This window comes from Methyloparacoccus sp. NF-16 (assembly GCF_056880625.1).
On record NZ_CP174130.1, the window covers coordinates 843046 to 866572 of the forward strand.

Sequence of the window (23527 nt, forward strand, 5' to 3'; positions counted from 1 at the left end):
CGGGGTTGCGCAAAATCGAGGATCGGCCGGCGGGGCCCAGGCAGGTACCCGCGAAACCCGGCAGCAAGCCGGGGCGCTGTGCCCGCCTGGGAGAGGGCATCGGGTTGCGGTTTGCGCAAGTATGCGGCCCGTCCCCCGTCCCGGGCAGGCGATGATGGGGACGCGGGGAAGCGGCGAGTCCGGTCGGGTCAGGCAGCGGGATGCGGCAGGGGATTCCGGTATACGCCTGCCGGGCCCGCCGGCGCCACTCGCAGGCAGAAGGTGACCGGGCCATCGTTCACCAGCGATACCTGCATGTCGGCGCCGAACTGGCCGGTGGCGACGGTCGGGTGTCGTTGTCGCACCTGTTCCACCAGCGCTGCGAACAGTCGGCGGCCGGTCTCGGGCTCCGCCGCCGGGGTGAAGCTGGGGCGCATGCCTTTGCGGGTGTCGGCGGCGAGAGTGAACTGGGAGATCAGCAGCACGCCACCGCCGACCTCGCCGACATTCAGGTTCATCCTGCCGGTCGTGTCGCCGAAGACGCGATAGCCCAGCAGCCGTTCCGTCAGTCGCACGGCCTCGGCCTCGCCGTCGCCCTTCTCCACTGCGACCAGGGCGACCAGGCCGTGACCGATGCGTCCGATGCTTTCGCCGTGCACCGTCACCTCGGCGCGGGTGACGCGCTGGATGACGGCAATCATGGATCAGTAGCGTGGCATTGCCGGGTCGATCGTCTGGGCCCAGGCATCGATGCCGCCCTGCAGGTTGGTGATGCGGGTATAGCCTTGCGATTCCAGGAACTGGGCCACGGCCTGGCTGCGCATGCCGTGATGGCAGACGGTGACGATCTCGGCTGCCGCGTCGAGTTCGCTCAGCCGGGACGGTACGCTGTTCATGGGGATGTTGATGCTGCCGTCGATCCGGCAGTGGGCGAATTCGTGTGGTTCGCGCACATCCAGGAGCATCGGCGCATCATCGGCCGATTTGAGCAGGGTGTAGAGTTCGGCAGGGCTGATCTGGCGCATGGGCATTCTGTTCTGGGCTGGGGCGGAGCCGCCCGTGGTGGGTGACGGCTCCGGGCAGGCGGGCCTATCGGACGGCGATGCCGCGTTCCTGCATGGCCTGGAGCACGGTCCGGCCGATATGGGCCGGGTTGCGGGCGACATAGTGGCCCAGTTGCTCCATGGCATCCATCTTGGCCGCGGCGGTGTCCGCCTCGCTGGCGATGATGGCGCCGGCGTGGCCCATGCGGCGGCCGGGCGGCGCGGCGAGGCCGGCGACGAAGCCGATCAGCGGCTTGCTAAGGTTCTCCTTGGCCCAGCGGGCGGCGGCGACTTCCTGCGGTCCGCCGATCTCGCCGATCATCACCACGACTTCCGTTTCCGGGTCGGCCTCGAAGGCCTTGAGCACGGTGACGAAGTCGGTGCCGTTCACGGGGTCGCCGCCGATGCCGACCGAGGTGGTGATGCCCAGTCCCAGGGCGGCCATCTGCTCGGTGGCTTCATAGTTGAGCGTGCCCGAGCGCGAGACGATGCCGACATTGCCCTTGCGGTAGATGTTCGAGGGCATGATGCCGACCTTGCACTCGCCCGGGGTGATGATGCCGGGGGTGTTGGGGCCGATGATGATGGCGTCCTTGCCGACCCGGTAACGTTGCAGGCGCACCATGTCGTGGATCGGGATGCCGTCGGCGATGGTGACGGCGACCTTGATGCCGGCGTCGATGGCCTCCATCAGGGCGTCGGCGTTGAAGGGCGGGGGTACGAACACGGCCGAAACATCGGCGCCGGTGGCGGCGACGGCCTCGGCGACGGTATCGAATACCGGCAGCCCGAGGTGGGTGGTGCCGCCCTTGCCGGGCGTGACGCCGCCGACCACCCGGGTTCCCATGCTCATGGCGTCCTGCGCATGGAAGGTGGCGTGCTCGCCGGTGAAGCCCTGGAAGATGACCTTGGAGTGCTTGTTGACGAATACGCTCATGGCTGTTGTTCCTTGACGATGGCGACAGCCTTGGCGGCCGCGTCATCCAGATTTTCCGCGGTGATGAAGGACAGGCCCGATTCGGCCAGGATTTTCCGGCCCTCCTCGACGTTGGTGCCGGCCAGGCGGACGATCAGCGGAACCTGTATCTTGAGGCTGTCGCAGGCCTGGATGAGCCCCTTGGCGATCCAGTCGCAACGATTGATGCCGGCAAAGATGTTGACCAGGATGCACCTGACGTTGGGGTCTTCCAGCACGATGCGGCAGGCGTTGGTGACCTTTTCCGGCGAGGCGCCGCCGCCGACGTCCAGGAAATTCGCCGGACGTCCGCCGTGCAGGGTGATGGCGTCCAGCGAGGCCATGGCCAGGCCGGCGCCATTGACGATGCAGCCGATGTTGCCATCCAGGGCGATGTAGTTGAGGCCATGGCCGGTGGCCTCGACTTCCTTGGGGTCTTCCTCGGCCAGGTCGCGCATCTCGACGATGGTCTTCTGCCGGTAGAGGGCGTTGTCGTCGAAATTGAACTTGGCGTCCAGCACCATCAGCTTTTCGTCCTCTCCGCCGCTGCCGACCACTGCCAGCGGGTTGATTTCCGCCTGCAGGGCGTCGCGATCGCGCAGGCAGCGGTAGATGGCCTTCATCAGCTTGACCATCTGCGGCATCAGCTTGCCCTTCAGGCCGATGGCGGTGGCCACCTTGCGGCACTGGAAGTCGCGCAGGCCGATGGCGGGATCGATGACTTCCCTGATGATCTTGTCGGGCGATGTCTTGGCGACTTCCTCGATGTCCATGCCGCCCTCGCTCGAGGCGATGACGGTAATGCGCTGCGTGCCGCGGTCGATGACGAAGCCGAGGTAGAACTCCCGGCGGATCGGGCTGGCTTCCTCGATCCAGACACGCTGCACCAGCGAGCCTTCGGGCCCCGTCTGATGCGTGACCAGGCGCGTGCCGATCATGGCCTCGGCGGCCTTCTTGACCTCGTCCAGGGCATCGACGACCTTGACGCCGCCCGCCTTGCCGCGGCCACCGGCGTGGATCTGCGCCTTGACGACCCAGCGGCTGCCGCCCAGCTCTTCGGCTACCTGGCGGGCCTGCGTGGGATTGAAGGCGACGCCGCCGGTGGGGACCGGAACGCCATAGGATTGCAGGAGTTCCTTGGCTTGGTACTCATGGATGTTCACGGGTGCTGTTTCCTCTGCTTCTGACAGGTGCCGGACCGTGGCGGGGACGGCGGTTGGCGGGGTATACGCGTGCTCGCGGCGGCGGGGATGGCCCGTGGTGGCCCCCCGCCCGCCGTTCAGTGCTGGCGTGCCTCGATCTGCTCGATCTGCTTGACGACGTTCTCCGCCATGCGGATGGAGGCGGCATCGATCAGGCGACCCTCCAGGGAGACGGCGCCCTTGCCCTCGCGGGCGGCCTTTTCCATTTCGACCAGGATGCGGCGGGCGCGGTCGACCTCCCTGGCCGTCGGGGTGAAGACGTCGTTGGCCAGTTCCACCTGCGAGGGGTGAATGGCCCATTTGCCTTCGCAGCCCAGCGCGGCGGCGCGCCGGGCTGCGACCTTGTAGCCTTCCGGATCGTTGAAGTCGCCGAAGGGGCCGTCGATGGGGCGCAGGCCATAGGCGCGGCAGGCCGCCACCATGCGGGAAATGCCGAAGTGCCACTGGTCGCCCCAGTGATAGGCGCGGTGCCCCTGTTCGTCCGGGTCGGTGAGCATGCCGTACTCCGGATTGGCGCCGCCGATCTGGGTGGTGCGGGCGCGCACCGAGGCGGCGTAGTCGGCCACGCCGAAGACCATCGCCTCCAGGCGCTCGGGGCAGGCCCGGGCGATTTCCTCGACATTGGCCATGCCCATCGCGGTCTCGATGAGAATGTGAATATTGATCGGTTTGAGGCCCTTCGCGGCCTCGATCTGCGACAGCAATGTCGCCACGAAGTAGACGTCGGCGGCGCTGCCAACCTTGGGGATGAGGATGGTGTCCAGCTTGTCGCCACAGGTCTCGACGATATCGACCAGGTCCCGGTAGGCATAGTGCGTATCCAGGCCGTTCATGCGGATGGACACGGCGCAGCGGGACCAGTCGTAGGTGTTGAGGGCCTCGATGATGTTGGTCCGGGCCTGTTCCTTGTCGTCCGGCGCAACAGCGTCCTCAAGGTCGAGGAAGACCACATCCGCGCCCGACAGGGGGGCCTTTTCCAGCATGCGCTTGTTGCTGCCGGGTACTGCCAGTTCGCTGCGGTGCAAGCGATTCTTTACCGCCATGGTGTCTTGCCTCGTGTCAATGTTGGGTGGATTCGGAGGGTGCCCGGCTACCGACCACTTGGCCAGCGTGCCCATCGCAAGGCAAGGACCGGCCGGTGAGGGGTGATGGCGTCATCACCTGCGGCTGGATATGGCCCGGGCTGGAATCAAGCCGGCAATTATAACCTGATCGGACCGGCCTTGCGTCGTGAGGTGTCATTTATGCAACAAATGCCGGCGTGCCAATGTCACTGTTGTCTGTCGGGATAACAATCCGTTTCGTGGGGATGGCTGTGGGGGGATTTGGCCGGCCCGTAACCTGATCTCAGGCGGCCTGAAAGTCCCGACAGGACAAAAAAGTTGTAAAAATGAAGGAATTTGATACGATTAGGTACCGCAACAACAATTGTTGTAGGTTGGCAACCAATACATTCCTAACTCCAAAGTAAGGAGACCTATAATCATGAAAGCGCTCAAGAACACCCTGAGCCTGGCCGCCGCGGTCAGCGCAGGCGTGGCTATGGCAGCCATGGCCCCCGAGGCACTGGCCCACAAGACCAGCACGTCCGCCAAGAAGACCACCGCCACCCATCATTCCAGCAGCTACAGCACCACCGCCGCGACTCTGCGTGCCGACGACGCCCGCCTGCGCGCGCTGGAAGACGAGGTCAGCGTACTGCGCAACGAACTCAGCGCCACCAAGGCGGCCCACGCCGAGGTCGAGACCAAGCAGCAGCAGCTGGAAACCCAGGTTGCCGAAGAGGCTGCCAAGGAGAATGCCAAGAACAACCTGGTCTTCTTCCGTGGCGGCTTTGCGTCCCTGACCTCCAACCGCAACAACGAACTGCTCACCTCCAACGCGACCCTGTCCCAGTTTTCCGGTGTGCCCTCCAACAACGGCAATGGCAACGGCTGGTACGTCGGCGCTGGTATGGACTTCCGTGCCACGGATGACCTTTGGGGCGCCACCGACCTGATCGCCCTGGACGGCGAACTGATGTTCGAGTACCAGAACTATGGCGAGGGCTACAACGGTTACGCAACGGCCGAGATCTCCAGCTTGGTTGGCGCGCCAGTCAAGGTTCGCAACCAGGTCACCATGCTGACCATCGCGGCGTCGCCGAAGTTGAAGTTCAACCTCATGGACGGCAACTTCCGTCCGTGGATCATCCCGGCCGGTTTCGCAATCAATGTCGTCAGCCCGCCTTCCAGCGGCGTCACCGTGCTCAACCCGGGCCTGATGCTGGGCACCGGTATGGAATATCGCCTCTGGCAGGATATCTGGCTCGGTACCGACTTCCGTTACCAGTTCACCGGCGGCGATCTGAACTACAAGGTCAACTACGGCGGTACCACCTTGCTGCAGAACACCCCGACCCAGGGGCTCACCGCAGGTGGCTATATCGGTATCGGCTTCTAAGTAAAGCCGTTCCGTTTGCCGACCCAAAGGGGCCTTCGGGCCCCTTTTTTGTTGCCCATTCCCGCTTGCGGCCGCACCTGGATGCGGCGATACGGTAATCTTGTTGCCTTTTGGCTGTCTTTCCGCCTGCATGCGCAAGCTTTATCCCGACATCGAGCCCTACCGGAGCTGGTACCTGACACGGGGCGGTCATCGCATTCATGTCGAGGAAGCCGGCAACCCCGAAGGGATGCCGGTCCTCTTCCTGCATGGTGGCCCCGGTTCGGGTTGCAAGCCCTGCCAGCGGCGTTTCTTCGATCCGGCCCGTTACCGCATCATCCTGTTTGACCAGCGCGGGGCGGGGCAATCCACCCCTCAGGGGAGGCTGGACGGGAACACTACGGCCGAGCTGATCGGCGACATGGAGGCGCTGCGGCTCTCCCTCGCTATCGAGCGCTGGCTGCTGTTCGGTGGCTCCTGGGGGGCGGCGCTGGCTTTGCTGTATGCCGAGGCTCATGCCCGGCGGGTCTCTGGCCTGGTGCTTCGTGGCACATTTCTGGCGCGGGCATCGGACCTTGCCTGGTTTGCCTCGGAAACCGGCGCGCCGCGCCTGTATCCCGAGGTCTGGGAGCAATTGCTGAGAATATTGCCACAGGCCACGCGACACCGTCCCTTGACGGCTCTGCACGGGCTTCTGAACGGTCCGGACGAGCTTGCCCGGCGGCGCGCGGCGCGGGCTTGGGAGCACTGGAGCAGCCAGGTGGTGCTGGGGGAGGGCTTTTCTGCCGGCAGTCTCGAGGAGGGGCCCGCATCGCTCGCGATCCTGCATCAGGCGCGCATCGAACTGCACTACGCCGTCAATCACTATTTCATTGCCGAGAACGCCATTCTCGAGGGGGCTGATCGTCTGGCCGGATTACCCATGCACATCATCCACGGTACCCGCGATTTCGTCTGTCCGGTCGAAGCGGCCTATCGCTTGCATCGGCGCCTGCCGGAGGCCCGCTTGCAGGTGTTGCCAGGGGCGGGTCATATCGCAGCCGGCGATGACATGATCGATGCCCTGGTGCAGGCTGCCGACGACATGCTGGCAGGCGCCGACTGGAAGGTGGCGCGATGAACCGGCGACTGATCGTCGGCATGACCGGCGCGACCGGCGCCATCTACGGCAAGCGGCTGCTCGAAGTGCTGCGGCAGGTCGGAGGCTGGGAAACGCATCTGGTTCTGTCGGATGCCGGTGTGCTCAACATCCACCACGAACTGGGCATGAAGCGCAAGGCTTTCCAGGCCCTCGCCGATGTCGTGCATCCCATCGACGACATTGCGGCCAGCATTGCCAGCGGCGGTTACCGCACCGAGGGCATGATCGTCGCGCCCTGTTCCATGAAGACCCTCGCCGCCATCGCGCACGGCTTCGGCGACAACCTGCTGACCCGGGCCGCCGACGTGGTGCTCAAGGAACGCCGACGGCTGGTCATCGTGCCCCGCGAGGCGCCGCTCAATCTGGCGCACATCCGCAACATGGCTGCCGTGACCGAGATGGGCGGCATCATCTACCCGCCGTTGCCAGCCTTTTACGGGCCGCCGAAATCCCTGGAGCAGATGGTCGATGAAACCGTGGGTCGCATCCTGGCGGCGGCCGGTATCGAGGTGGCGGGGCTATTCGAGCCGTGGGAAGGGTTGCCGCAGCCGCGTTCGGCAGCCGCGGCCGGGGAGCGCTAAACGGGTTTCCCGAGCGCGCGCGAGTTGCGGCTGTTGCGGAAGACCAGCGGCCGGGGATCGGCGGAAAGGCCCTCGGCGCGGGCCGACTCGATGGCCTCGGCGATCCTGTTGCGTTGCGGCGAGAGGCCGCAGACGGGATCGGTGGCGTTCATGTCGCCGGTCAGGAGGTAGGCCTGGCAGCGGCAGCCGCCGTAGTCCTTGATCTTTTCCGGGCAGGAGCGGCAGGGCTCCTGCATCCATGCGAAGTTGCGGAAGCGGTTGAAGGCGTCCGACTTTTCCCAGATGTCGCGGATGCTCATGTCGCGGACGTTGGGACAGTCCAGTCCGGGGAGGATGCGCGCCTCATGGCAGGGCAGGGCGAGCCCATCGGGGGCGATGGTGAGGAAGGTGGTGCCCCAGCCGTTCATGCAGGCCTTGGGGCGCTCCTCGTAATAGTCCGGGACGACGTAGTAGATCTTCATGCGGCCCTTCAGTTTCGCCTTGTATTCCTGGGCGATGGCCTCGGCGGCCTGGAACTGCTCGCGATTCGGCAATAGCTGGTCACGGTTCAGGTGTGCCCAGCCGTAATACTGGGTGTTGGCCAGTTCCAGGTAATCCGCACCCAGTTCGATGGCCATTTCCAGAATGTCGCGCATCAAATGGATGTTGTGGCGGTGGATGACCACACACAGCACCATGGGATAGCCATGCTGCTTGATGAGATGTGCGACGGCTTTCTTGGCGTCGTAGGAATCGGTTCCGGCCAGGTAGTTGTTGAGGGTTTTCTCCGGTGCCTGGATGCTGATCTGGATATGGTCGAGGCCGGCCTCGCGGAGGGCCAGGATTTTCGCCTCGGTCAGGCCGTAGCCCGACGTGATCAGGTTGCTGTAGTAGCCGAGCTCACGGGCATGGCGGACCAGTTCGGGCAGGTCCGCCCGGGTCAGCGGCTCGCCACCGGACAGTCCCAGTTGCACGGCACCCATGGCGCGGGCTTCGGAGAACACCCGCCGCCATTCTTCGGTGCTCAGCTCGGCCGAGTGTTCGGCATAGTCGATGGGATTGGAGCAGTACGGGCATTGCAGCGGGCAGGCATAGGTCAGCTCCGCCAGCAGCCAGCGCGGGTTGCCGCTAGGGTAGGGTGCGGATCCAGCCATTTTCCAGGGCCGATTCGAGCAGTTCGACGATGTCGCCGCGCAGGCCAGTGGTCTCGAACTGGTGCTCCAGCTCCGACACGATGTCGTCCAGCCGCCGGGTGCCGTCACAGAGCTTGAGGATTTCGGCCGCCGGCAGGTTCAGTTCCACCATGCCCTCCGGATAGAGGATCACGTATTTCTGCTGGGATTCCTCCCATTGCAGACGGTGCAGCGGCGAAAAGGCCAGGCGCGACTGTGGGTCGAAGGACACGCTCATCGTGCGGTCACGTTGAAGTAGGGTGGCTTACCATCGATGTAGGCCAGCCACATGGCATCGAGCATGGTCCACAGCACGTCGAGTTTGAACTGCAGGATGGCGACGGCGCGTTCCTGCTGCTCGCGGGTGCGGAAGTGCTCGAGCGTGATGGCCAGTCCATGCTCGACATCGCGGCTGGCCTGGCTGACGCGCTTGCGGAAGTAGGCCAGGCCTTCCTGATCGATCCAGGGGTAGAGGTCGGGCCAGCCGGCGAGTCGCTGCTTGTGGATGGTCGGGGCGAACATCTCCGTCAGCGAGGAGCAGGCAGCTTCCTGCCAGGAGGCATGGCGGGCGAAATTGACATAGGCGTCGACGGCGAAGCGCACACCTGGTAGCGCGCGCTTCTGCGACCAGAGTTCCTCGCGCGGGATGCCGACAGCCTCGCCGAGATGGGTCCAGGCTTCGATGCCGCCCGCGTCGGCCTCGTCGCCGTCATGATCGCGGATACGCTGTATCCATAGTCGCCGGGTGTCGCGATCCGGGCAATTGGCGAGAATGTTCGCGTCCTTGACCGGGATCATCACCTGATAATAGAAGCGGTTGGCCACCCAGCCCTGGATCTGCTCGCGGCTCAGTCGGCCGGCGGCCATCTCGATATGGTAGGGGTGATGGATGTGGTAATGAATTTCCTTGCCGCGCAACTGCGCTTCGAAGTCCGCGCGGCTCCAGGGGGCTTGCTCGCTCATGTCCGCCTCACAAATGAATCTCTAGCCCGTCGTGGGCCACTTCGATGCCGGCGTCGTTCAGGATGCGGCGTTCGCCGGAATTTTCGTCGAGAATCGGGTTGGTGTTGTTGATGTGGATCAGTATCCTGCGTGCCTTGAGGGCTTGCAGGTGCTCGATCATGCCCCCCGCTCCCGATTGCGGCAGATGACCCATGTCCAGCGCCCGCTTGGTGCTGATGCCGGCCCGCTCCATCTCGTCGTGCTGCCAGAAGGTGCCGTCGACCAGCACACCGTCGGCCGAGGCCATGGCCGCGCCGACATGCGGCTCGATCTCGCCGAGGCCCGGTGCATAGTACAGCCGGCGGCCGGTGGAAACCTGCTCGATGATGACGCCGATGTTGTCGCCGTCGTGCGGGTCGTGCCGGTGCGGCGAGTAGGGTGGTGCCTTGCTCTTCAGCGTGTGGCTGTGGAAACGCAGGTCCTCGATGCCGGGAATGGTGAAGGCGCCACCATCCAGGGGTACGGGGTGGTGGTTGACGCCACAATAGTGCGACAGCATGGTGAACAGGGGAAAACCTGTGGTCAGATCCTGTCTCACCATCTCGCTGCAGTAGACGTCCAGCGGCTGCGTTGATTCACGCAGCATGAGAAGCCCGGTGGTGTGATCGATCTGGCTGTCGATCAGGATGATGGCCTTGATGCCGCTGTCGCGGATGCCGTGGCGGGGATGCGAGGCCGGGAACTGTTCCAGCTGGGTACGGATGTCGGGCGAGGCGTTGAACAGTACCCAGCGCTCGCCATCGCTGCTGACGGCAATGGACGATTGCGTCCGCGATCGGGCCGTCAACCGGCCCTGGCGCAGGCCGGCGCAGTTGCGACAGTTGCAGTTCCATTGCGGGAAGCCGCCGCCGGCACCGGCACCCAGGATTCGGATGATCATCGACTGTACGAGCGAAAAGCCGTCTCGGATATGAAAACGGGGCGCCGCATTGCTGTGGCGCCCCGTTGATTCGTCAACCGTTGATTAACGGTTGTAGATGTACATGGTCACTTCGAAGCCGAAACGCATGTCATTGAAGCTCGGTTTTTCCCATCTCATTCGGTCGTCCTCCAAAAGGTTGGTTCATTCTTGTGTGGCCACGCTTTTTCAAGCTCGGCGTGAAGTATACGTGGCGGGTTTTGCGAAAGCAACCGAGCACCGTGGCCTTGCGAGCAGGCCGCGATGCACGGATTTTGCGGCTTGCCACGCATCGCAGTGTGCTCAGGCCGCCGGGCTGGCTTTGTCGAGCATCAGCTTGTACTGGACGGCGTCGGCAAGGGCCTGATAGCTGGCGTCCACCATGTTGGCGGAGACCCCCACCGTGCCCCACTTGGCCTGGCCATCGGTCGACTCGATCAGCACCCGCACCATGGCGCGGGTGGCCTGCTGGGTGGTCAGGACGCGCACCTTGAAGTCGGTGAGGCGCATGCCGGCGAGACCTGGATAATAAGGTATCAGTGCATTCCTCAGGGCGTTGTCGAGCGCGTTCACGGGGCCGTTGCCGCGTGCCGAGGTGGTGGTGGTCTGCTGCCCCACGCGCAGAGTGATGCAGACTTCCGAAATCGGTTCTTCCTCGTGGCCCTGTTTCTCGTCGATGACGCGAAAGCCGTCGAGCTCGAAATAGGGCTGGAAACGATCCATGGCCTTGAGCAGCAACAGCTGAAACGACGCTTCCGCGCCCTCGTAGGCGAAGCCGCGGTTCTCCAGTTCCTTGACCCGCTGGATGGCCTTGCGCACGGCAGGGTCGTTGCCATCGAGATTCAGGTCCAGGCCCATCTCGGCCATCTTCAGTTGGACGGTGCTCTTGCCGGCCTGGTCCGAGACCAGGATCAGGCGCTCGTTGCCGACCAGCGCCGGATCAATGTGCTCGTAGAGCCGCGAGTCCTTCCGGACCGCCGAGGCGTGGATACCGCCCTTGTGCGCGAAGGCGTTGAGACCGACAAAGGGCTGGTGCTGCCAGGGCAGGCGGTTGGCCATTTCGTTGACGAAACGCGATAGCGAGCCCAGCTGCTGCATGTGTGCGGCGTCGATGCCGCAGTCGAGCCCCAGCTTGAAGTACAGGACGGGAATGATGGAAACCAGGTTGGCGTTGCCGCAGCGCTCGCCAATGCCGTTGATGGTGCCCTGTACCATGCGCGCGCCGGCCCGCGCCGCCGCAACCGAATTGGCCACGGCCAGTTCGCAATCGTTGTGGGCGTGAATGCCGATCAGCGTGTCCGGGAAATGGTGGACGACCTCGGCGACGATTTCGGCGACTGTGAACGGCAGGCTGCCGCCATTGGTGTCGCACAGCACCAGTCCGTCCGCCCCGGCGGACCGGGCTGCCTTGAGCACTTCCAGGGCATAGCCTGGATTGTCGCGGTAGCCGTCGAAGAAATGCTCGGCGTCGAAGAACACCGTCGGCAGCTGTTCCTTGAGCCAGCCGACCGAGTCGTGTACCAGATCGAGGTTTTCCGGCAGCTCGATCCCCAGCGCCTTGGTGACATGCAAGTCCCAGCTCTTGCCGAACACGCACACGCCATCGGCGCCGCTTTCGGCCAGATGTCGCAATCCGGGGTCCGCACTGGCGCTCTTGCCGGGCCTGGCCATGCTGCCGAAGGCGAGCAGCCGGCTTTTCGGCCAGCGGCGGTCACGCATCTGCTCGAAGAACTGGCTGTCCTTGGGGCTGGCGCCGGGCCAGCCACCCTCGATCCAGTCGATGCCGAACTCGGCCAGCCGGTCGGCAATGCGGAGCTTGTCCTCGACCGAGAAGTTGATGCCGGCTGTCTGGCTACCATCGCGCAGGGTCGTGTCGAACAGCTGGACCCGGTCGGTACCGGGCGAATGCTCGCGGGCGGTCATGGTGTCGGAGTGGGGTCAGGAGGCGGAAGCCCGGTCCAGGCAGCGGAACTGCCCGGACCAGTCACGATAATTGAAGACCTGGCCGCTCTGGCGGATGCGGGCGATGGCGGCGGTGTCGATATCGGCATATACCCACCGGGTGGCGTTCAGTTCGCCGATGGCCAGCACGCCGTTATCAGGGAAACCATAATCCACCGGGGTATAGATCGCCGCCGCACCGATATTGACGTCCACCGCCTCTGACCAGGGGGCCAGCCCGACGGTGGGCGACTGTACGACATAGCACTGGTTTTCCAGTGCCCGCGCCTGGCAGCCGATGCGTACCCGCCAGTAACCGGCGGTGGTGTCGGTACAGCTCGGTACCAGGATCAGGTCGGCGCCAGCCTCGACCTGGCGCCGGGCCAGCATGGGGAACTCGCTGTCGTAACAGATGTTGATGCCGATGCGGCCAAGCTCGGTGTCGAAGGTCTTGAGTTCGTCGCCGCCGGAGATGAGCCACTGCTCGTTCTCGAAGCGGGTCATCTGCAATTTGTCCTGATGGTCGCAGGTGCCGTCCGGGCGCACCAGGTAGGCGCGGTTGCGATAGTGCCCCCCCGGCTGGCGGACCGGGAAGGTGCCGGCAACGATGTAGACGCCATGCGCGCGGGCCGTCTCGGCGAACAGCTCCCGGAAATCCGGCAGCAGCGCCTGCATTGTCTCCAGCTGCCGGGACAGGGAGCGCTGGATATCCTCCTCGAACAGCGAGGCCAGCTCCATGCTGAAGTACTCCGGGAACACCAGCAGCCGCGCACCCGCCGCGGCGGCTTGCGAGACCCAGCGCCGGATCTTGCTCTCGTAGTCGGTCCAGCTTTCCAGGGTGCCGATATCGTACTGGGCGGCGGCGATGCGGAAGGCGGGCATCAGGTAGCCTCCCGCAACGACTTCAGCCAGAACACCATCGGTTTGGGCGATGCCTGGGTTTCATTGACGTCTTTCCAGTCATAGGTGGTGGTCAGTTCGGGATGCTTCACATAGCCGAACTTGCTCCAGATGCGGTCCAGCGGCACGTAATCCGCCGGTCGCAGCGGATGGTTGTCGGCCCGTTGCACGCAGCAGAAGGTGCAGAGATCGAAGCGGCCCAGTGCCCGCGCGTGGCCTTCGCGCTCGGCGAAGAAGCGGGGGTACACGCCTCGCCCCCTATACTCCGGCAGCAGCACCGACTCCGCACAGTAGAAGATGCGCCCGGGGTCATGGCCGGCATCGAGGAAGGGCTGCTGGAACTCCACGGTTTCGGCGTCCAGCGGCAGGCCGGTGGTCGCGCCGACTGCCCGCTCACCGTCCAGTACCAGCACGACGATGCTTTCGGGGCATCTGGTGTAGGTCTCCAGGTACGTTTCCTCGTATTCGACGGTACCGTCGTACAGATAGGGAAAATCGCGGAACACCTGGATGCGCAGGCGCGCCAAATCCGGCAGGCAGGCCTTCAGTGCCGGGTCGCTGCCGGTCAGACGGCGGATGGTCAGGGAATCGTTCATGACGGGCCGCGCGGGCTTGTGTGGTTCAGGCGCTGACCTGGGCGATCCAGTCTTCCAGGTTGTAGTAGTTGGTGATGCGCGCCACCTTGCCGTCGCGGATGTCGAAGAAGGCGCCGGCCGGCAGGCGGTACTGCTGGCCTCTGGCTTCCGGCAGGCCCTCGTCGGTGACCAGGTATTCGCCCAGCACCACGAATTCGGCCGCCGCCCGTGCGCCGTCCTCGCTGGTCATGATGACCATGTCCACCAGCTGTTCCCTGTAGTTGCGGTTCATGCGGTTCATGAAGGCGCGGAAAGCGTCCTTGCCGGTTTCGCGCGGGCCTTGGTTGATGTCATGCGCGACATCGTCGCTGAGCAGGCTCAGGAAGGTGTCCATGTCGCCGGCATTGAAGGCCGCATAGTAGGTCTGGATCAGATCGTGGCTGGCTTGGTTCATGGTGGTTATGAATTTATATGAATTTATTATTATGCTTGCAAGGGGAATAAATTGTCAATCTTACTTATTTTTGGTGGGGTTTGTCCATGCGTATAAATACGTATCAATTTTGTCTTTGGAGGCATGCTTGACAAGTCACAGATATGTTGGAAAATGAACACAGGCTTTGAGGGTAACGCCACAATATAAGGCAATACTTGAAAGCCTAATTAACATCTTTGTTAACAAGGAGCTTATCATGAAAACTCTTATCTCCACATCAGTGGCAGCCCTGCTCGCAGGCGCGGCTCTGACGACATCGCCGGCAGCCATGGCTGTTGGTACCTTCGCGCCCAGGCTGGGTGACAGCGTCACGATCGGCTGTACTCTCCCGGGCGGTCTGAACGGCTCCAAGGTTTACAGCATCGATCACAAGAACGCCACCAACCAGGATATCCAGATCCCGGTTGATCTGGAGGACAGCTGCTCGAAGGCGCTCAACAATCTGACCCCGAAGACCGGCAGCGGCATCCTGTTCGACGTATTGCAGACCAACTGTGGCCAGAGCCAGTCCCTCGGCACCCAGAACAACTTCCTGGGTGTATGGCAGGCTGCCGGTCAGTCGCCCAGCAACAGCCTGGCGGCTATTTCCAATGACCCGACCGCTACGGGAACCATCATCAATGCGCTGGTTACCCAGCAGCTGGCACCTCCGGGACCGGCACAGCCCGTGCTCCTGGCGCCGCCGAATGCGTCCAGCAACTATGCGCTGGTCTCCTACACTTTCGTCTGCGCACTGCCGACGGGCACCCTGTCCTATCTGCTGATCGCGCAGGATCTGCAGCCGGCGCCGTAAGTCAGGGCTGATCACGCCGTCATGTAAGCATCGCTGAAGCCCGTATCGGGATTCGGTTGATGGGCCGCTTGGTGGAGCCGCTATCGATGCTATCGATATGCTCCATCGAAGCGGCTTTATATTTTTGATTGTCTATGCCTGTCGTTCGAGTGTTTGCCTGTCCGGTGGCGCATCAGCGGGATGCGTGGCCGGAATTTTCGGGTGGAGTGCCCGCACGGATGGCTGGCAGTTCCAGTTTTTTCGGTTTGACTGCCATCAGGTCGTCGCTGATCTGCGGCTTATGGATTTTCAATATCAGGTGGATCTACGCATGAAACTGATAAGTTCCCTATTGATGGCGTGTGCCTTTGTATTTGCCGTACCCGCGATGGGTGTTCAAAGTGCTGACAAGGATCTTGCCTCCTTGCGGGGCGTGTGGGAAACCCTTGATTTCAGGGCCGACGGCGATGCCGCGCCCGATAAGCTCAAGATGAAAATCAGGCTGGTTTTCAAACAGGACAGGCTACAGATATTTGGCTTGTCCAAGGAGGGGCGTGAATACAGTATCAAGCTGGATCCGGAAAAGAAGCCGAAAGTTATTTTCATCACGCCGATTGGCGGCGCGTTCAAGGATCAGACGGTTCCTGGCATCTACGAGATCGAGGGGGACAACCTCAAATTTGTGATGCCTAATCAAGTGATCAGCGAGCCACCCAAGGCCTTCGAAGCACCCAAGGGCTCGAATCTCGCCTTGTTTGTTTCCAGGCGGTCCAGGTAATCCCTTGCAAAACTATCGATCGACTTTGGTGTCGGGGAGATGAGTGTGCATGTGCAGAAGAGGGTTTCGTCTGTTTTGACAGGCATCGCGCTCCTGGCGGTGCTGCTGTTGTTGGCCATCTGGTTGCTCAAGCGATTCCTGCTGGCACCTCCCGCTGGTCTGGAAGCGATGGAGCCTGTCAACCTGGACGACTTTGCCGGGCCCTGGCACGAAATTGCCCGCCTGGACAATGCTGTCGAGGCGGACATGAATCCCGTGCACCTGGCCTTCCGCCCAGGCCTGCCGCAGGAGGGCGGAAGAGTCTATGAGATCAGCCTCGTAGGGCATCTTGAAGGGGGCGATGAAAGGCGTTGGCGGCAATCCGCGATATGGACGGCCGAGAAAGTGCAGGCTTCGCAAGGGAGTCTTCAGATTCCCTGCGGCTTTGCGGGGCTCAACTGTGGTCTGCACATCATCGCCATCGCGGCCAAGACCCGGCATTGGCTGATGTTGACAGGGCCGACACGGCAGTTTCTCTGGATCATTGCCAGGGAACCCGCCATGTCCGAAAGCGAGCTGCTTGCCGTTTTGGAGCAAGCCAAGGAAATGGGCTTCGATACCCGCGATGTGGTGCTAGGCAAGAACAAGATGCCGTCCCTGCCCACGCTGCCGGCTCTGCCCTATGAAACGCCCATATCGAAGATGCCGCCACCGCCGAACCTTTCCGGGCAAGGCGCTGACGAACCCTTGAACATGCCCTCAGAGCCACCGCTAATGCCGATTGTGCCGCCACCGATGCCGGCGGGGCCACCGCCAATGCCGGCCGGGCCACCGCCGATGCCGGCTGAACCGCCACCGATGCCCTGAGGCATGAAGGGCCCCCGACGCTCCGTTCGGGGGTTTTCTTTTTGGTGGCTCGCCTTATCGCTGCGCGATTCGATTCAGGCCATGTCCAGCGCATATCGGATCATCGTTCCTCATGATCCGGCGCAATTCCCGTCCACCGCCCTGGTAACGCCCCGCGCGCGACACCGCATGCCAGTGCCGTCCTCTCCGAGCGGGTGCCCAGCAAAACCGGGCTGGCCGCCATCTATCGCTACTGAGTCCGAGCTGAATAACTCTTAGTCCTTTGATTTGCTTTATAAAAGGACCATCTTTTAAGGTCTGGAATTGCCAGAATTGAGATAATAGAGCCCTGTTTTCTTGCAAATTCTGTCGGGGTTTTTATGGGACCTAAGCCGTCGGGACTGCAAACGGGAGATCTGTTCAGACACCCGTTGGTCGAGATGATCAACCTCAAGCATCCTCTGGTGAAACTCGCGGATGTGATGGACTGGACGTTGATCGAAAACGCCTTCGGGGCCCCTTTTGCGAGTACGACCGGGCGGCCGGCGTTGTCCCCCCGGTTGGTGGCTGGCTTGCTCTATCTGCAGCACGCCTATGGCTGTTCCGATGAAGAGATCGTGAACACCTGGACGGAGAATCCTTACGTCCAGTACTTCACGGGCGAGATCTACTTCCAGACGGAAGCACCCATGGATAGCTCCAGCCTGACCCGCTGGCGTCAGCGGATCGGAGAGGCAGGCGTGGAGTCCATGTTGATGGTCACCCTGGCTGCCGCCCAGCAGATCGGTGCGGTAAAAGCCGTCAGCTTTGACCGGGTGATCGTTGACACCACGGTCATGCCGAAAGCCATCGCGCATCCCACCGATAGCCGCCTCCTGGAGCGAAGCCGCCAACATCTGGTCAAGCTGGCTGACGAACACGGCATTGCGCTGCGGCAAAACTACAACCGTGAAGCCCCACGGATAGCGGCCCAGATTGGCCGTTACGCGCATGCCAAACAGTTCAAGCGGATGCACAAGGCGGTCAAGATCTTGAAGACACGGGTCGGACGGGTGTATCGCGACGTGCAGAGAAACCTGGACCAGATTCCGGAAGCCCATCAGGCCAGAGCTCGCGATCTGCTGTCTCGCGTCAACCGGATTCTGACCCAGCAGCGGAAAGACAAGAACAAACTGTATGCCCTGCACGCTCCGGAGGTTGAGTGCATTTCCAAGGGTAAAACCCGGACACCTTACGAATTTGGGGTGAAGGTGACGGTGGCCACCACACTCAATGAAGGACTCGTGGTCGGTATCCGATCCATGCCGGGGAATCCATGGGATGGTGACACGCTGGAGGAGACAGTTGAGCAGGCCAGCATTCTCATGGACAGAATGCCAAAAACTGTCATCGTCGACCGCGGGTACCAGGGCATCAAGGTCGAGGGGGTTCAGATACTGAGATCCGGACAACGCCGTGGCGTCACCCGTGGACTGAAGGCCATGATCAAACGCCGAAGTGCCATTGAGCCCACCATCGGGCATATGAAAACCGATGGCCGACTGGGCCGGAATCCGTTGAAGGGCTCCCTGGGCGATGCGCTACATGCGGTGCTCTGCGGTGCCGGTCACAACCTCCGACTCCTGATGAAGAGGCTGCGGCTTCTTTGGCCCGAAATTATGGATTGGTTGAATGCCGAATTGGCCGGCAATCGGGTCAACACATCAATCCTGACAGCCTGATTTAGGGTTATTCAGCGCGGACTACTGAGGCCGGCTCGCCCCTGGCGGAGTGAGGACAAAAAGGCGCCTCCGGGCGATCTGTGCGCCAGCTGCCGGCTCAAGAGAGAAGATGCCGGAAGAGAACACAAAACGAGGCTAAGCCGGATTTGCCGCAAGGCCCCCGGCAGACTCGCATGATCGGCGAGAAGCGAGCCTCCGAGCACGCCTCTTGTTGACGTCGCTTGGAACTGATGTCTTGATTCCGGCGTTTTCGGCGAACGCTAACAGCCCATGGACATGCGAACCGCAAGGCCGGATGATGCGCCGCGCATCAGCGCTCTCGTCCGCGATCTTGCCTGCAAGTACATCGCGCACGAATTTTCCGAACAGGGAGCCGGCCGCTTGCTCGAATCGATGAGCGAAGCGGCGATCGAGGGTTATCTGGAGTCGATCGGTATCATGTCGCCGAGGAAAACGGCGAGTTGGCCGGCGTGATCGCGATCAGGGACAATCGCCATCTTTATCATCTGTTTGTGTCCGAACGTTTCCAGGATAAGGGCGTGGCGAGAAGGCTCTGGGAAGTCGCCAAGGCCGTGAGCCTCGATACCGGAAACCCCGGCGTATTCACCGTCAATTCTTCCCGCTACGCCGTCGGTCTCTATGAGACATTCGGATTCGTCGGGCAGTCCGAAGCGATCGACCGTTCGGGCGTGATCTGTATACCCATGAAGCTGGAGTCGGCCATTCGTGAATAAACTTTGGAGCCCGGCTGTCCGGGATTTGACCCCTTACACCCCCGGCGAACAGCCCAAGCTGAGCCATCTGATCAAGCTCAACACCAACGAAAACCCGTATCCGCCTTCGCCCAGGGTGTTGGAAGCCTTGCGTGGCGAGACGGGCGAAACGCTCCGGCTTTACCCGATCCCGAGGCCGATCGCCTGAAAGAGGCCATCGGCCGATTTTACGGCGTCGAGAAGAAACAGGTCTTCGTCGGCAACGGATCGGACGAGGTGCTGGCCCACACATTTCAAGCGCTGCTGAAGCACAGCCTGCCCACGCTGTTCCCCGATATCACCTACAGTTTCTATCCGGTCTACTGCGGCCTTTACGGCATCGAACACGCCTGCGTTCCGCTGGCCGAAGGCTTCGAGATCCGGATCGACGATTACCGCTGCCCGAACGGCGGAATCATCTTCCCGAATCCGAACGCGCCCACGGGTTGCCTGCTGCCGCTCGCCGAGATCGAAGCGCTGCTCGAATACAACACCGAATCGGTCGTCGTGATCGACGAAGCCTATATCGATTTCGGCGGCGAATCCGCCGTGGCGCTGGTCGAACGCTTCCCCAATCTGCTGGTGATCCAAACCCTGTCCAAGCCAGCGGTCGCTGGCAGGCCTCCGGGTGGGTTTCGCCATGGGAGACGCCGGCTTGATCGAAGCTCTGGAGCGCGTGAAAGGCAGCTTCAATTCCTATCCGCTGGATCGCCTGGCCATCGCCGGCGCGGTGGCCGCGTTCGAGGACCTGGATTATTTCGAGAGCACCCGGCAAGCCGTCGTCCGCAGCCGGAACCGGCTCGTCCGGGAGCTGTGCGTATTGGGTTTCGAGGTCTTGCCGTCCGCCGCAAACTTCGTGTTCATCCGCCATCCCTTTCGGGGCGCGGGAGGAACTGACGGCGGCGCTGCGGGAGCGGCATATCGTCGTACGCCATTTCAGTCAGCCGCGGATAGAGCAATTCATGCGCATCACCATCGGCACCGACGCTCAGTGCCGGGCTTTGGCGGCCGCGCTCGGGGCTATCTTGCGGTCACCGCGCTGAAAGCGATGGCTCCGGATTTTCGCCGGAGAACGGCTCGTCGCGCGGGCGAATCCGCAGCCCGCGGTTATGTCGTCGGGACGGGTCCGGGCTTCTGCCGTCGTTTTTTCTGCGATTGGCCTTCCTGCCCGCACCCGCGCGTCCTTGAGTCCCCGCAGGTGATCCTCTGTGGCCACCTTCATCATCGCCTGCCTGCCGGCTTCAGAAAACTTGCCGGGATAGCTGCGCGTGGGACTCGCGCAGGAAGCGGAAGATGGCCGGGTTGCCGCAACCCGCGGCATTGAAACGTAGCCAGGGCGAGGCTTCCTGCTGCGGCCTGAACAGGGCGCCGGGGGCCAGCATGATGCCCTGGCTGGCGGCCGCCGCGGCCACGTGCGTGGCGTTTTCCGACGCCGCGCGCCGGGCCCAGATGAACATCCCGTCCTCCGTGTCCTGGTAGATTTCCAGCCCGCTGCTCTCGAGATTCCGGATCGCCTCGCCGCGCGCCTTGCGCAGGCGCGAGCGCAGCTTCTCCAGGTGTTTCCGGTAATAGCCATCGGTAAGCAGTTCGTAGACCAGCCGTTCGTCGATTTCCGGGGTGGTCAGGCTGGTCAGCAGCTTGAGATCGGTCAGGCTCTCAGCCACCTCGTACCGGCAGGCCAGGAAGCCGACCCGGAGGCTTGCGGAAACGGTTTTGGAAAAACTGCTGACGAACACCACCCGTTCCAGTTGGTCGAGCGTCGCAAGGCGCGTTGCCTGCCCAGTCAGCAAGTCGCCATAGATATCGTCCTCCACGATCATCAGGTCGTAGCGTTCGGCCAGTTGCAGAACCCGGTGGGCAACCGGCTGGGTAATGCTGACTCCGGTCGGGTTGTGCAGCAGGGTATTGGTGAAAAACACCTTGGGCCGGTGCTCCTCGATCAGGCTTTCCATCGCGACCGTATCCGGCCCCTGCGGGGTCCAGGGCACGCCGACCAGTCGCGCCCCGGACAGCTTCAGATAGCCGAACAGGGTGTAGTACCCGGGATCGTCCACCAGCACGGCGTCGCCCGGTTTGACGAACAGCCGGCTGATCAGGTCCAGGGCATGGGTGGCCCCGCGGGTAGTGACGATCTGCCGGGTCGAGCAGCCGATACCCTGGTCGTCGAGCCGCCGTGCCAGCAGCGACCGCAAGGGTTCGTAGCCGGCCGGCAGACCGTAGCCGGTCAGATAGGCGCCGCTCTTGCGGGCGAGCGTGCGCAGACTCCGCTGAATGCCCTCGCCATCCATCCACTCGCCGGGCAGCCAGCCGGCCCCGGGCATGGCAAGGTGGGATTGCTCCTGCAGGGCATTGCGCAGCAGCCAGAGCACGTCCATGGCCCGCTCCAGCCGGCAGGACTGATTCGCCGCAGCGCCGGCCTCCGAGCGTTGCGCCACGTAAAAACCCGATCCTTGCCGGGATTTCAGATAACCCATCGCGACCAGCCGGTCGAAGGCCTGGACCACGGTGAACTTGCTGACCCGATGCGTGTTCGTGAAATGCCGGATCGACGGCAGGCGCGCGCCAGGCCGCAAGGCGCGCTCGTCGACGCGCTGCTTGATGCCGGCCACGATCTGCTCGATCAGGGGCCGGCTGTCGTGGGGATCGAGGTTGAGGGAATGCATGATTGTTATGGTTCCATGGCCGATACAGTCTAGTGGGTTGAATGGCAACTGTATCTGTATTGTCCAGACTTGGGGGCCTATGGTGACGCTGACACGGTTCGGAGACACCCTTGACGGAGGTATGCCACATGCAAGCGGACGCGATGACTCTACGGCGGGCCTGGCTGCCCGCCTTCCTGGGCGCGGCCGGGTTCAGCCTGACGTTGCCCGCGACGCGCATGGCCGTCCTGTATTTCGATCCCTGGCTGGTTGCCCTCGGGCGTGGCGTGCTCGCCGCAGGGTTGGCCGCCATGGCCTTGCTGGTCACCCGGCAGCCCCGGCCAAAGCGCCATCAGCTCGGGCGTCTGGCCCTGGTTGCCGTGGGGGTAGTCATTGGGTTTCCGGTCCTTTCCGCCTGGGCCATGCAGCAATTGCCGGCATCCCACGGCAGCATCACGCTGTCGCTGACGCCCTTGGCCACGGCCTGTTTCGGCACCTGGCTGGCGCGCGAGCGATTGCCGGCACGTTTCTGGATTGCGGCGCTGTGCGGCGCCGGCGCGGTGTTCGGATTCGCCCTCGACGCCGGTGGCGGCAAGCTTCGCCCGGGCGATCTCTGGCTGTTCGCAGCCGCCTTGCTGGCGGCCCTGGGTTATGCCGAAGGTGCCCGCTTGACCCGCAGCCTCGGTGGCTGGCAGGTGATCAGCTGGGCGCTGGTGCTGGCCGCGCCCTGGTTGCTGCTGCCCCTGTGCTGGCTGGCGCTCCATGCCGAACTCTCGGCACCGCCTTCCGCCTGGGGCGGGTTCGTCTATGTCGCCGTGGTCAGCCAGTTTCTGGCATTCGTGTTCTGGTATCGCGGTCTGGCCCTGGGCGGTATCGCGCGGATGGGTCAGCTCCAGTTGCTGCAACCGTTCCTGACCTTGGGCGCTTGCGCCGGATGGCTGGGCGAGCCGTTGACCGGCTCGCTGTTCGGCGTGGCGGCCATCGTGGTGACCAGCCTGTGGGTCAGCCAGCGCGCACCGGCGCGATTGGTCGAGAGCAGGCCCGACGGCCATCGCGGTTCGGCAGTCCGTGATGTCCTGGATCAGGAACCCGTCTTCAAGCGTCACGGGCAGTGCCGGCGTGGTACCCACGGTAATTTGAAGGCGGCTTCCAGGAACAACCACATTCCAATCAGGAACGATCATGAAGCTTTATGACATGGAATTATCGGGGAATTGCTACAAAGTGAGGCTGTTTTGTTCATTGCTGGGGGTGAATTGCGAGTCCATCCCTATCGACCTGATGCAAGGGGAACACCGGGAGGCAGCTTTCCTGGCCTTGAATCCGCGTGGCCAGGTGCCGGTACTGGATGATGCCGGCATCCTCGTGTGGGATTCGATGGCGATCCTGGTCTATCTGGCCAGGAAACACGGCGGCGATCGCTGGCTTCCCCTCGATGCGGCGGCGATGGCCAGTGTCATGCAGTGGCTGGCGGTGTCGGAAAACGAAATCCTGTATGGACTGGCATGCGCCCGTGCGATCACCCGTTTCAACCGTCCCTGGGAACTGGCACCATGCCAGGCCTTGGGCCGGGCCGGACTGGCGGTCATGGAACGCCATCTAGGGCACCAGCCATGGCTCGCCACCGACCGCCCGACCATCGCCGACATCGCCTGCTATCCGTATGTCGCGCTGGACGAGGTTCCCGAGGTCCGGCAATGGATCGCGCGTATCCGCGCCTTGCCGGGCTACATCGGCATGCCGGGGCTGTAA

General features: G+C 63.0%; 26 protein-coding genes and 1 pseudogene. 12 read left to right on the top strand and 15 right to left on the bottom strand.

Annotation, left to right across the window (positions count from 1 at the left end; all coding sequences use genetic code 11):
• Positions 1-188: 188 nt before the first annotated feature.
• The 5 genes from dtd to ACH5N8_RS04180 all read right to left on the bottom strand — a co-directional run bounded on the left by dtd (position 189) and on the right by ACH5N8_RS04180 (position 4222).
• On the bottom strand, positions 189-680 hold the full coding sequence (gene dtd, locus ACH5N8_RS04160) for a D-aminoacyl-tRNA deacylase (protein ID WP_483282619.1): 492 nt from the start codon (positions 678-680) through the stop codon (positions 189-191).
• A 3-nt stretch (positions 681-683) separates the two neighbouring features.
• Positions 684-1004 (bottom strand): rhodanese-like domain-containing protein, encoded by a 321-nt coding sequence (locus ACH5N8_RS04165; RefSeq protein ID WP_483282620.1) that lies wholly within the window; start codon positions 1002-1004, stop codon positions 684-686.
• Between the two features lie 64 nt (positions 1005-1068).
• Positions 1069-1959: a succinate--CoA ligase subunit alpha gene (gene sucD / locus ACH5N8_RS04170; protein WP_460026943.1), complete on the bottom strand. Its 891-nt coding sequence runs from the start codon at positions 1957-1959 to the stop codon at positions 1069-1071.
• Entirely contained in the window at positions 1956-3140 is a 1185-nt protein-coding gene (gene sucC, locus ACH5N8_RS04175; protein WP_483282621.1) for an ADP-forming succinate--CoA ligase subunit beta, read from the bottom strand. Before sucC ends, sucD begins: the two co-directional genes overlap by 4 nt.
• 116 nt (positions 3141-3256) lie before the next feature.
• Positions 3257-4222, bottom strand: a complete 966-nt coding sequence (locus tag ACH5N8_RS04180) for an HpcH/HpaI aldolase/citrate lyase family protein (RefSeq protein ID WP_483282622.1) — start codon at positions 4220-4222, stop codon at positions 3257-3259.
• Positions 4223-4664: 442 nt separating this feature from the next.
• Here ACH5N8_RS04180 and ACH5N8_RS04185 point away from each other — a divergent pair, with 442 nt between their 5' ends.
• The 3 genes from ACH5N8_RS04185 to ACH5N8_RS04195 all read left to right on the top strand — a co-directional run bounded on the left by ACH5N8_RS04185 (position 4665) and on the right by ACH5N8_RS04195 (position 7322).
• Positions 4665-5621 (top strand): hypothetical protein, encoded by a 957-nt coding sequence (locus tag ACH5N8_RS04185; protein ID WP_483282623.1) that lies wholly within the window; start codon positions 4665-4667, stop codon positions 5619-5621.
• A gap of 130 nt (positions 5622-5751) precedes the next feature.
• Complete coding sequence (gene pip, locus ACH5N8_RS04190) at positions 5752-6720, top strand: prolyl aminopeptidase (RefSeq protein WP_460028385.1); 969 nt, start codon at positions 5752-5754, stop codon at positions 6718-6720.
• Entirely contained in the window at positions 6717-7322 is a 606-nt protein-coding gene (locus ACH5N8_RS04195) for a UbiX family flavin prenyltransferase (protein WP_460028384.1), read from the top strand. Before pip ends, ACH5N8_RS04195 begins: the two co-directional genes overlap by 4 nt.
• On the opposite strand, the gene pqqE is transcribed toward ACH5N8_RS04195, so the two are convergent.
• The 9 genes from pqqE to ACH5N8_RS04240 form a co-directional block, all read right to left on the bottom strand.
• Positions 7319-8455, bottom strand: a complete 1137-nt coding sequence (gene pqqE / locus ACH5N8_RS04200) for a pyrroloquinoline quinone biosynthesis protein PqqE (RefSeq protein WP_460028383.1) — start codon at positions 8453-8455, stop codon at positions 7319-7321. The genes ACH5N8_RS04195 and pqqE overlap by 4 nt on opposite strands.
• Positions 8430-8711: a pyrroloquinoline quinone biosynthesis peptide chaperone PqqD gene (gene pqqD, locus ACH5N8_RS04205; protein ID WP_460028382.1), complete on the bottom strand. Its 282-nt coding sequence runs from the start codon at positions 8709-8711 to the stop codon at positions 8430-8432. The genes pqqE and pqqD overlap by 26 nt, the downstream gene beginning before the upstream one ends.
• A complete protein-coding gene (gene pqqC, locus ACH5N8_RS04210; RefSeq protein ID WP_460028381.1) occupies positions 8708-9436 on the bottom strand; it encodes a pyrroloquinoline-quinone synthase PqqC in 729 nt (242 codons plus the stop codon). The genes pqqD and pqqC overlap by 4 nt, the downstream gene beginning before the upstream one ends.
• Positions 9437-9443: 7 nt before the next feature.
• On the bottom strand, positions 9444-10355 hold the full coding sequence (gene pqqB / locus ACH5N8_RS04215) for a pyrroloquinoline quinone biosynthesis protein PqqB (protein ID WP_483282624.1): 912 nt from the start codon (positions 10353-10355) through the stop codon (positions 9444-9446).
• An 84-nt stretch (positions 10356-10439) separates the two neighbouring features.
• Complete coding sequence (gene pqqA, locus ACH5N8_RS04220) at positions 10440-10514, bottom strand: pyrroloquinoline quinone precursor peptide PqqA (protein ID WP_460028388.1); 75 nt, start codon at positions 10512-10514, stop codon at positions 10440-10442.
• 162 nt (positions 10515-10676) lie between these two features.
• Positions 10677-12296 (bottom strand): citramalate synthase, encoded by a 1620-nt coding sequence (gene cimA / locus ACH5N8_RS04225; protein WP_483282625.1) that lies wholly within the window; start codon positions 12294-12296, stop codon positions 10677-10679.
• A gap of 15 nt (positions 12297-12311) precedes the next feature.
• The gene (locus tag ACH5N8_RS04230) at positions 12312-13196 is read right to left on the bottom strand and encodes a carbon-nitrogen hydrolase family protein (RefSeq protein WP_483282626.1); all 885 of its coding nucleotides are present in this window, start codon (positions 13194-13196) and stop codon (positions 12312-12314) included.
• Positions 13196-13810, bottom strand: coding sequence for a GNAT family N-acetyltransferase (locus ACH5N8_RS04235; protein ID WP_483282627.1), 615 nt, complete (start codon positions 13808-13810; stop codon positions 13196-13198). The genes ACH5N8_RS04230 and ACH5N8_RS04235 overlap by 1 nt, the downstream gene beginning before the upstream one ends.
• 25 nt (positions 13811-13835) lie before the next feature.
• On the bottom strand, positions 13836-14243 hold the full coding sequence (locus ACH5N8_RS04240) for a ketosteroid isomerase-related protein (protein ID WP_483282628.1): 408 nt from the start codon (positions 14241-14243) through the stop codon (positions 13836-13838).
• Positions 14244-14481: 238 nt separating this feature from the next.
• Here ACH5N8_RS04240 and ACH5N8_RS04245 point away from each other — a divergent pair, with 238 nt between their 5' ends.
• The 7 genes and pseudogenes from ACH5N8_RS04245 to hisC all read left to right on the top strand — a co-directional run bounded on the left by ACH5N8_RS04245 (position 14482) and on the right by hisC (position 20176).
• On the top strand, positions 14482-15078 hold the full coding sequence (locus ACH5N8_RS04245; RefSeq protein WP_483282629.1) for a hypothetical protein: 597 nt from the start codon (positions 14482-14484) through the stop codon (positions 15076-15078).
• 97 nt (positions 15079-15175) lie between these two features.
• The gene (locus ACH5N8_RS04250) at positions 15176-15835 is read left to right on the top strand and encodes a TIGR03067 domain-containing protein (protein ID WP_483282630.1); all 660 of its coding nucleotides are present in this window, start codon (positions 15176-15178) and stop codon (positions 15833-15835) included.
• Positions 15836-16090: 255 nt separating this feature from the next.
• Complete coding sequence (locus ACH5N8_RS04255; RefSeq protein WP_483282631.1) at positions 16091-16681, top strand: lipocalin family protein; 591 nt, start codon at positions 16091-16093, stop codon at positions 16679-16681.
• A 359-nt stretch (positions 16682-17040) separates the two neighbouring features.
• Positions 17041-18381, top strand: coding sequence for an IS5 family transposase (locus ACH5N8_RS04260; protein ID WP_483282632.1), 1341 nt, complete (start codon positions 17041-17043; stop codon positions 18379-18381).
• A 270-nt stretch (positions 18382-18651) separates the two neighbouring features.
• Complete coding sequence (locus ACH5N8_RS04265) at positions 18652-18855, top strand: hypothetical protein (protein WP_483282633.1); 204 nt, start codon at positions 18652-18654, stop codon at positions 18853-18855.
• Positions 18852-19115: a GNAT family N-acetyltransferase gene (locus ACH5N8_RS04270; protein WP_483283170.1), complete on the top strand. Its 264-nt coding sequence runs from the start codon at positions 18852-18854 to the stop codon at positions 19113-19115. Before ACH5N8_RS04265 ends, ACH5N8_RS04270 begins: the two co-directional genes overlap by 4 nt.
• Positions 19108-20176 (top strand): annotated as a pseudogene (gene hisC / locus ACH5N8_RS04275) (histidinol-phosphate transaminase). The gene ACH5N8_RS04270 and the pseudogene hisC overlap by 8 nt, the downstream one beginning before the upstream one ends.
• 198 nt (positions 20177-20374) lie before the next feature.
• On the opposite strand, the gene ACH5N8_RS04280 reads toward hisC, so the two are convergent.
• Complete coding sequence (locus ACH5N8_RS04280) at positions 20375-21796, bottom strand: aminotransferase-like domain-containing protein (protein ID WP_483282634.1); 1422 nt, start codon at positions 21794-21796, stop codon at positions 20375-20377.
• Positions 21797-21924: 128 nt separating this feature from the next.
• On the opposite strand from ACH5N8_RS04280, the gene ACH5N8_RS04285 reads away from it, so the two are divergent.
• Both ACH5N8_RS04285 and ACH5N8_RS04290 read left to right on the top strand, forming a co-directional pair.
• Entirely contained in the window at positions 21925-22971 is a 1047-nt protein-coding gene (locus ACH5N8_RS04285) for a DMT family transporter (RefSeq protein WP_483282635.1), read from the top strand.
• Between the two features lies 1 nt (position 22972).
• Positions 22973-23527, top strand: coding sequence for a glutathione S-transferase family protein (locus ACH5N8_RS04290; protein ID WP_483283171.1), 555 nt, complete (start codon positions 22973-22975; stop codon positions 23525-23527).